Raw genomic sequence first — 1,829 nt, forward strand, 5'->3', positions numbered from 1 at the left:
GAATTTGAAGCAGCACCCCCACTTCCAGCATATTTTTCTTCCATACTTTTTGGTAGTTGAAAACAGGTAGAATCCTTAATTCTAACTCTATCAAAATGATCTAAAAATTCCATTTTATCTTCACAACCAATATTTTCTTTTATAAATTTTTCAATTATCAATTTTATGAAACAAACTGATTTGTCGGTAAAGCGATCATTAATAGCCTGTTTGCTAATACTGATATTGTGTTTGTCTGCTGATTGGACTGATAAATCATTAAGGCTAAGTTTTTCATTATCAACTACAAGAGGTGCATTCATTGGTGGAATCATGGGTCTTACTACTGCTGTAGTTCTTGTAATCTTAGGTCCTGTTGTTTGGGTTTCTGTATTAGGAAATGCTGAAGCAATTTTCCCTTATAAACACCCTGCTTTATTCTCTGTTACTGTTGCATTTGTAAGTATTTGGTTCTTCTCAATTACTGATAAATCACAAAGAGCGAAAGATGAAATTCATGCTTTCGAAGCACAAAAAGTTAGAGCTGAAACTGGTTTTGGTTCTGATGGAGCTGTTGATCACTAGGTTTCTAAAACCTTTTGTTACTAAAGAGAACTTTTCTCTTTAGTAACTACACTTTTTTACACACTTCATTTAATAATAAATAAAATTTATCTTAATTTTTACAACTAAATATAATAATTTATATTCATATTTTATGTTACTTATCTACATTTTTCACACTTTTTTCACACTTTTTCTTCAAAAAAAATCTATTTTTCTTAAAATGCCAATGTATAATGAATTTCATTTTTCTAATTGCTATGTTAATGCTATGAATGAAGATTATTTAGTAATATTAGAAAAGAGTACAGAGTAATAACAAAAATATTATTCAAAAAAAGGAAGCAAAATGAACAACGAATTAGTTGAACGAATTGAATCTAATCCAAAATACCAAGAACTTATCTCTAAAAGAAAAAGTTTTAGTATTAAATTAGGTGTGTTTGTACTGGTAATGTTTTATGCATATATTTTAACTATTGCATTTAATAAAGAAATATTAGCTACGAAAATCGGTGATGGTCTTACAACTGTGGCATTCCCTATTGCTTTAGCAATATTAATAATCAGTTTTTTAACAACATTAGTTTATGTAAGAAGAGCGAATGGTGAATTTGAAGATTTAACAAATGAAATCAAAAAAGATGTAAAGGATTTAGTATAATGTTAAAAATTTTTGCATTAATTTCAATTTTAGCACTTAGCGCATTCGCAGCAGGTGATGCAACTTTTGAAGCTGTAAAAAGAGATCTTAATATTCCTGCGATTATTATGTTCTTTATTTTTATTGCTGGTACTTTAGGTATTACATACTGGGCTGCAAGAAAAACAAAATCAGCAAGTGATTTTTATACAGCTGGTGGAGGAATTTCAGGATTCCAAAATGGTTTAGCAATTGCTGGTGATTATATGTCAGCTGCTGCATTCTTAGGTGTATCTGGACTTATTTATTTAAAAGGTTATGATGGAGTTATCTATGCAGTTTCATTCTTAGTTGGTTGGCCTGTAATTTTATTCTTTATGGCTGAAAAGTTAAGAAACTTAGGTAAATTTACTTTTGCTGATATTGCAGCATATAGATTAGGACAAAAAGAGATTAGAACTTTAGCGGCGTTTGGTTCTTTATCTGTTGTTATTTTATATCTTATTGCACAAATGGTTGGAGCTGGAAAGTTAATTCAAGTTCTATTTGGAATGGAATATGAGTATGCTGTAATTCTTGTTGGTGTAATGATGATTATTTATGTTACTTTTGGTGGTATGCTTGCAACTACTTGGGTACAAAT

General features: G+C 29.6%; 1 protein-coding gene and 2 pseudogenes. All 3 read left to right on the forward strand.

Going from position 1 to position 1,829, the window contains the following annotated elements:
- Positions 1–273: 273 nt before the first annotated feature.
- Positions 274–564, forward strand: a pseudogene (gene actP / locus ACERKK_RS13060) (cation acetate symporter); the annotation flags it as partial.
- A gap of 328 nt (positions 565–892) precedes the next feature.
- Complete coding sequence (locus ACERKK_RS13065; RefSeq protein WP_373773512.1) at positions 893–1,207, forward strand: DUF485 domain-containing protein; 315 nt, start codon at positions 893–895, stop codon at positions 1,205–1,207.
- Positions 1,207–1,829, forward strand: a pseudogene (gene actP / locus ACERKK_RS13070) (cation acetate symporter); the annotation flags it as partial. The gene ACERKK_RS13065 and the pseudogene actP (ACERKK_RS13070), both read left to right, overlap by 1 nt.

Origin of the sequence: Poseidonibacter sp., assembly GCF_041821165.1 — a bacterium.
In the GTDB taxonomy this organism is placed as follows: Bacteria; Campylobacterota; Campylobacteria; order Campylobacterales; family Arcobacteraceae; genus Poseidonibacter.